Origin of the sequence: Mycobacterium colombiense (assembly GCF_003284975.1) — a bacterium.
GTDB classification, from domain to species: Bacteria; Actinomycetota; Actinomycetes; order Mycobacteriales; family Mycobacteriaceae; genus Mycobacterium; species Mycobacterium europaeum_A.
This window is the reverse complement of record NZ_QMEU01000164.1, coordinates 1-7178: the sequence shown is the minus strand read 5'-3', so window position 1 is coordinate 7178 and position 7178 is coordinate 1. Positions and strand designations below refer to the sequence as shown.

The 7178-nt window shown below is 70.8% G+C and carries 3 protein-coding genes and 2 pseudogenes; all 5 read right to left on the bottom strand.

The features are described from left to right. The coding region (gene murD, locus DQP58_RS25410; protein WP_112710843.1) for a UDP-N-acetylmuramoyl-L-alanine--D-glutamate ligase at positions 1-646 on the bottom strand (646 nt) is incomplete at its 3' end. Between the two features lie 17 nt (positions 647-663). Continuing rightward, positions 664-1743 (bottom strand): phospho-N-acetylmuramoyl-pentapeptide-transferase, encoded by a 1080-nt coding sequence (gene mraY, locus DQP58_RS25405; protein WP_112710842.1) that lies wholly within the window; start codon positions 1741-1743, stop codon positions 664-666. 332 nt (positions 1744-2075) lie between these two features. Then, positions 2076-3476, bottom strand: a pseudogene (locus DQP58_RS25400) (UDP-N-acetylmuramoyl-tripeptide--D-alanyl-D-alanine ligase); the annotation flags it as partial. Next, a pseudogene (locus DQP58_RS25395) lies at positions 3473-5058 on the bottom strand (UDP-N-acetylmuramoyl-L-alanyl-D-glutamate--2,6-diaminopimelate ligase). The pseudogenes DQP58_RS25395 and DQP58_RS25400, both read right to left, overlap by 4 nt. Before the next feature lie 94 nt (positions 5059-5152). After that, the gene (locus DQP58_RS25390) at positions 5153-7120 is read right to left on the bottom strand and encodes a peptidoglycan D,D-transpeptidase FtsI family protein (RefSeq protein ID WP_430916596.1); all 1968 of its coding nucleotides are present in this window, start codon (positions 7118-7120) and stop codon (positions 5153-5155) included. Positions 7121-7178 lie beyond the last annotated feature (58 nt).

The window sequence follows — 7178 nt, the reverse complement described above, 5'->3', positions numbered from 1 at the left end:
CCGCCACCCGGCCATCGAGCACCCGCGCCTTCGCCGCGGCGTAGGCGGCCATGCTGCCGTGCCAGTCGAGGTGGTCCTCGGCGATGTTGAGCAGCGCGCCGGCCTCGGGTTTCAGCGAAGGCGCCCAATGCAATTGGAAGCTGGACAGCTCGACGGCCAGCACCTCGGCGGGTTGCTCCAGGACGTCGAGCACCGGGTCGCCGATGTTGCCGCACAGCAGGCTGCGCCGGCCGCCGGCGGTCAGCATGGCGTGCAGCATCGACGTCGTGGTCGTCTTGCCGTTGGTCCCGGTGACCACCAGCCAGCGCCGCGGCGGCCCGTAGCGGCCCGCGGCGTCGAGCCGCCAGGCCAGCTCCACGTCGCCCCAGACCGGCACCCCGGCGGCCGCGGCGGCCACCAGCAGCGGCGTCGTCGGCGCGAAGCCGGGACTGGTGATCACCAGCGCGAATCGGGAGATCTGCTCGGTGGCCGTCGCGGTGGACGCGGTCGCCACTCCGGCGTCGGCGTAGCCGCGCAGCGTGGCCGGGTCGTCGTCGCACACCGTGGGCACCACGCCGAACCGGGTCAGCACCGCCAGCGCGGCCCTGCCCGTTACCCGGCCGCCGGCGACCAGCACCGGCGCGCCCGGCGCCAAGGGGTCTTGCACTGGCTCAGAGCCGCTCATCAGGCACCGATCGCGCCCAGCCACTCACCGTAGAAAAGGGCCACGCCCAGGCCGCAGGCGATCGCGGTGAGCAGCCAGAAGCGGATGATGACCGTGGTCTCGGCCCAGCCGGCCAGTTCGAAATGGTGATGAAAGGGTGCCATCCGGAACACCCTGCGCCCGGTGGTCCGAAAGGTCAGGATCTGCAGCACGACCGAGCTGACCTCGGCGACGAACAGCGAACCCAGCACGACGGCGAGGATCTCGGTGCGGCTGGTCACCGAGATGCCCGCGATGATGCCGCCCAACGCCAGCGATCCGGTGTCGCCCATGAAGATCTTGGCGGGCGCGGCGTTCCACCACAGAAATCCGATGCACGCGCCCGCGGTGGCGGCCGCGACCAGCGCCAGGTCCAGCGGATCGCGCACGTTGTAGCAACCCAGCCCCGGCGCCGTGACGCAGGCGTTGCGGTACTGCCAGAAGGTGATCAGCACGTAGGCGGCAGTGACCATCGCCATGCTCCCGGCGGCCAGCCCGTCCAGGCCGTCGGTGAAGTTCACCGCGTTGGACCACGCGCTGACGACAACCACGCAGAACAACACGAACAGCCCGGGCGCCAGGGTGACGGTGGCGATCTCGCGCACGTAGGACAGGTCGGCGCTGGCCGGTGTCAGGCCGTTGTTGTTGCGGAACCGCAGCGCCAGCACGCCGAACAGCACCGCGGCGGCGACCTGCCCGATCGTCTTGGCCGTCTTGTTCAAGCCCAGATTGCGCGACCGGCGGATCTTGATCAGGTCGTCGAGGAATCCGACGATGCCGAGGACGGTGGCCAGCCCGAGCACCAACAGGCCCGACACGGTGATGCCTTCGCCGTCGAAGGCCAGGCCGGCCAGGTGGGTGCCCAGGTAGCCCACCCAGATGCCGGCCAGGATCGCCACGCCGCCCATCGACGGCGTGCCCCGTTTGGCGTGGTGGGTCGGCGGGCCGTCCTCGCGGGTGTGGTGGCCGAATCCCTGCCGGGTGAACAACCGGATCAGGGCCGGGGTCAACAGGATCGACACGGTCAGCGCGACGGCCACCGCGATCAGGATCTGCCTCATGCGCGCGTCCCGCGGCGGTCCGAGCCTTCTGCTGGTGACGACCCGCTTCGCCCGGCTTCGCCGCCCTCGCGATCGTCACGGGCCGATGGTGACGACCCGCTTCGCCCGGCTTCGCCGCCCTCGCGATCGTCACGACCCGACGGTGACGACCCGCTTCGCCCGGCTACGCCGCCCTCGCGATCGTCACGACCCGACGGTGACGACCCGCTTCGCCCGGCTTCGCCGCCCTCGCGATCGTCACGGGCCGATGGTGACGACCCGCTTCGCCCGGCTTCGCCGCCCTCGCGATCGTCACGGGCCGATGGTGACGACCCGCTTCGCCCGGCTTCGCCGCCCTCGCGATCGTCACGGGCAAGCGCGTCGGCCAGCGCGCCCAGCCCGGCCGAATTCGACGCCTTCACCAGCACCACGTCGCCGGGTTGCAGCTCGGCTCGCAGCAACTCCAGGGCGGCGTCGCTGTCGGCGACGTTGACGGCCCCCTTATCGGCGGCGCCCCAGGAACCCTCCATGACCGCTCCGTGGTGCATGGCGCTCATCGACCTCCCACTTCCCACGACAACGAGTCGAGACACATCTAAGCGCACGGCCAGCCGGCCGATGCGATCGTGCTCGAGGATGGCGTCCTCGCCGAGCTCGGCCATCTCGCCGAGCACCGCCCAACTCCTGCGCTTTTCGGCGGGGCCGCCCTCGTCCCCGCCGTGAGCGATCCACGCCAGCGCCTGCAACCCGGCCCGCATGGAATCGGGGTTGGCGTTGTAGGCATCGTCGATCACGGTAACGCCGTCGGCGCGGGTGGTGACGTGCATCCGGTGCCGCGACACCGGGCCCGCCCCGGCCAGGGCGGCCGCCACCTGTGCGAGGTCGGCGCCGCATTCCAGGGCGACCGCGGCGGCGCTCAGCGCGTTGCCGACCTGGTGATCGCCGTAGACGCCGAGCTGTACCGGTACCCGCCGCACCCCGGCGGCGTCGCGCCGGTGCAGCGTGAACCGCGGCCTGGCCAGCTCGTCGAGCGACACCGGCCCGGCCCACAGGTCGCTAATGCCCGCGTTGGTGCGCTCGGCGCGGCTGACCCGGACCACCCGGGCCGCGGTCACGTCGGCCATGGCCGCCACGGCCGGATCGTCGGCGTTCAGTATCACCACGCCGGAAGCTGGAACAGATTGTGGCAGTTCGGATTTCGTTTGGGCAATGGCTTCGCGCGAGCCGAACTCCCCGAGGTGGGCGGTGCCGACGTTGAGCACGACGCCGATGGAGGGCGTGGCGATGTCGGCCAGCGCGGCGATGTTGCCGGGATGGCGGGCCGACATCTCCAGAACCAAATAGTCGGTGTCGGCCGTCGCGCGCAGCACCGTCCAGGGGTGGCCCAGCTCGTTGTTGAAGGACCCGGGCGGGGCCACCACCTGACCCAGCGGCGCCAGCACGGCGGCCACCAGGTCCTTGGTCGAGGTCTTTCCCGACGACCCGGTGATGCCGACGATCGTCAGCCCGCCGGCCACCAGTTCGGCGGCCACCGCCTTGGCCAGCCTGGCCAGCGCGGCCGGCGCCGAGGCCGCATGGTCGTGCCCGTCCGAGCGTGCGCCGGGCAGCGCCAGGAACAGCCCGCCGGGCCCGACGGCACGCGAGTCGAACTCCACCGTCCCGGTGACGTGGCGTTGTGCGGCGTCCTCGGGCGAGATGTCGGACAGGGTGCCCCCGACGATGTCGGCGATCTGGGCGACGGTCAGGTCGATCATGCGCGATCCTCCAACGCCCGCGCCAACTCGACGCGGTCGTCGAAGGGGCGGACCACGTCACCGGCGCGCTGCCCGGTTTCGTGGCCCTTGCCGGCGATCAGCACCACGTCGCCGGGCCTGGCCCACCCGACCGCGTGCCGGATCGCCTCGCGCCGGTCAGCGATCTCGACAACCTCTGTCGCGCAGCCACTTTCGGTCACTCCGGCCAGGATCTCCCGGCGAATCGCCGACGGGTCTTCGCCGCGCGGATTGTCGTCGGTGACGACCACCAGATCGGCCAGCTCGGCGGCCGTCGCGCCCATCGGCGCCCGCTTGCCCGGGTCGCGCTCGCCGCCGGCGCCGAACACCACCGCCACCCGGCGACCCGGACGCGCCAGCGTGCTCAGCACCGCGCGCAGAGCGCCCGGCTTGTGGGCGTAGTCGACCAGCGCCAAAAACTGCTGGCCGGCGTCGATCTGTTCCATGCGCCCCGGCACGCGGGTCTGCCGCAGACCCGGCGCCGCCTGCTCCGGCGTAACCCCGACCGCATCCAGAAGGGCCAGCGCCACAAGGCAATTGGCGACGTTGTAGTGGCCGGGCAGCGGGACCCCGACCTGGTGCCGCGCGCCGGCGGGGTCGATGACGGTGAACTGTTGTCCCCCGGCGCCCATCGGGGCCAGGTCGACGGCGCGCCAATTCGCCGGCCGGTCCTCGGCGCTGACGGTGACGGCGTCGCCGGCTCGATCCGCCATGGCCCGCCCGGCCTCATCGTCGATGCACACCACCGCGCGGCGCGCCCGCAGCGGCGAGTTCGGGTCGAAAAGCATTGCCTTGGTGTCGAAGTAGTCTTCCATGGTCCGGTGAAAGTCGAGGTGATCGCGGGACAGGTTGGTGAAACCGCCGACCGCGAAGCCGGTTCCGTCCACCCGGCCCAGCGCGAGCGCGTGGCTGGAGACCTCCATGACCACGGTGTCGACACCCTGCTCGGCCATGGCCGCCAGCATCGCTTGCAGCGCGGGCGCCTCCGGGGTGGTCAGCGCGCTGGGGATGTCGGCGCCGTCGATGCGAATGCCGATGGTGCCGATCAGCCCGCACCTGCGCCCGGCGGCCCGCAGGCCGGATTCGACCAGGTAGGTGGTGGTGGTCTTGCCGGAGGTGCCGGTGATGCCGATGACGGCCAGCCGCTGCGACGGGTTCCCGTACACCGTGGCGGCCAGGCCGCCGAGCACGCCGCGGGGGTTGGGGTGCACCAGCGTCGGCACGGGCGGGGCGCCGGCGACGCTCATCTCCGCGGCCCCGGCGGCATCGGTGAGCACGGCGATCGCGCCGCGTTCGATCGCCTCCGCGGCATAGCGGGCCCCGTGCGTGGTCAGTCCGGGCAACGCGGCGAACAGGTCACCGGGCAGCACGTCCTGGGCGCGCAGCGTCACGCCGGTGATGGCCACGTCGGGCACGACGGCGTCTCGACCTGCGACGTTGGCCGGGACCGCTCCCACCTGCTCGGCGAGCGCGGGCAACCGCACGCCGGCGACGGCGCGGGGGCGTAACCCAGTGGGCAGCACCACGTCAGTCACACCTCCCTCCGACGCCGCGCGATCCTCATGATCGGCCATGACACCCTACCTAGCCGCGACCGGCCATGAGGCGATGCGCGCGCCGACCGAAGCTCCGGCTCGGCCCCGGCGAGGTCGCGAGGGCTAGGTGGCCTGCAGCGTCAGCGGCGGCCCCGGGTCGGGCGACAGCGGCACGTTCTCGCGCTGCATCAGCCAGCCGGCGATGTTGTGGAACAGCGGGGCCGCCGAGTGGCCCGGCGTCCCGTCGGCGTTGCGCTCGGGGTTGTCCATCATGATGCCGATGACGTACCGGGGATTGTCGACGGTCGCCATCCCCGCGAACGTGATCCAGTAGACATTGTCGAAGTAGCAGCCGCAGGCCGGGTTGATCTGCTGGGCGGTACCCGTCTTGCCGGCCATCTGGTAGCCCGTCACCGCGCCGGCGGAACCGGTGCCCTGCTGGTAGCCCATCGGGTCCTTTTGCACGACGGCGCGCAGCATGTTGCGCACGGTCTGCGCCGTCTGCGGCGACACCACCCGCACGCCGTCCGGACGCGGCTCCTCGGTGCGGGTGCCGTCGGGGGCGATGGTGGCCTTGATGATTCGCGGCGGTATCCGCAATCCGTCGTTGGCGATCGCCTGGTACATGCCGGTCATCTGCAGCAGCGTCATCGAAAGACCTTGGCCGATGGGTAGGTTCGAGAAGGTGCTGCCCGACCACTGGTCGATCGGCGGCACCAGCCCGGCGCTCTCACCCGGCAGGCCCACGTTAGTGCGCTGGCCCAGACCGAATTTGCGGACCATGTCGTAGAAGCGCGCCGGGCCGACGCGCTGCGCGAGCATCAAAGTGCCGACGTTGGAAGACTTTCCGAACACACCGGTGGTGGTGTAGGGCATCACGCCGTGGTCCCACGCGTCGTGAATGGACACCCCGCCCATCTGGATGGTGCCCGGGACCTGCAGCACCTCATCGGGATTGGACAGGCCGTACTCGATGACCGACGAGGCGGTGATCACCTTGTTCACCGAGCCGGGCTCGAACGGCGAGGACACGGCCAGGTTGCCCAGCTGTTTGTCGCCCTGGCGCCCGATGTCCTGCGAGGGGTCGAACGTGTTGTCGTTGGCCATGGCCAACACTTCGCCGGTCTTGGCGTCCAGCACGACGGCCGAAACATTGTGCGCGCCAGAAACGTTCTTGGCCTGCTGAACCTGCTGCTGGACGTAGAACTGGATGTCGTCGTCGAGGGTCAGCTGGACCATCGAGCCGTTGACCGCACGGTGCCGGTTGCGGTAGCTGCCGGGAATGACCACGCCGTCGGATCCGCGGTCATAGGTGACCGCGCCGTCGGTGCCCGACAGCACCGAATCCATGGCCTCTTCCAGCCCCAGCAGGCCGTGCCCGTCCCAGTCGATGCCGCCGACGATGTTGGCCGCCAGCGACCCGCCCGGATACTGGCGCAGATCCTGGCGTTCGGAACCGACCTCCGGGTACTTGTCCGAGATCGCGCTGGCAACAGCGGGATCGACGGCGCGCGCCAGATAGACGAAGTTGTCGTCGGTCTGCAGCTTCTTCAACACGGTCGCCGAGTCCGGCTTGTTGCCCAGGCGGCTGGAGACCTCCTTGGCGATGTCGCGCAACCGCTGTTGCGGATCGGGGGCGGTCGAGTTCTTGGCTTTGGCTTCCTCGAGCTGCTTACGAATCCGTTTCGGCTGAAACGTCAGCGCACGCGACTCGATGGTGAAGGCAAGCTGGTCTTTGCGACGGTCGATGATGCTGCCGCGCACCGCCTTTTCCACATCGGTGACCTTGAGCTGACCGGCGGCCTGGGCCCGCAGCGACGGGGCGTTGGTCACCTGCAGGACGAACAGCTGGGCGGCGGCCACCAGCATCAGCACCAGGATGACCACGTTGCCCGCGCGGTGCCGGAAGACGAACGACCCGCCGCGGCTGGTCAACTGCACGATCTGACGGGTCCGGCGCTCCCGCGCGGAGTGCCCCGCCGCCACCGCTTCGGGCCGCTGCGCGGCCTCGGCGCTCTTGGCCTGCTTGGCTTTCCGGAATCGCTTCGGCTCCCGAACGTCGCGGCCGGTGTCGGCCTGCTGCGGTTTCAGGCGGCGCTTGGGTTGCCGGACGCCCTTGCCCGCCAAGTCCCTACGGGGACCACGCGTC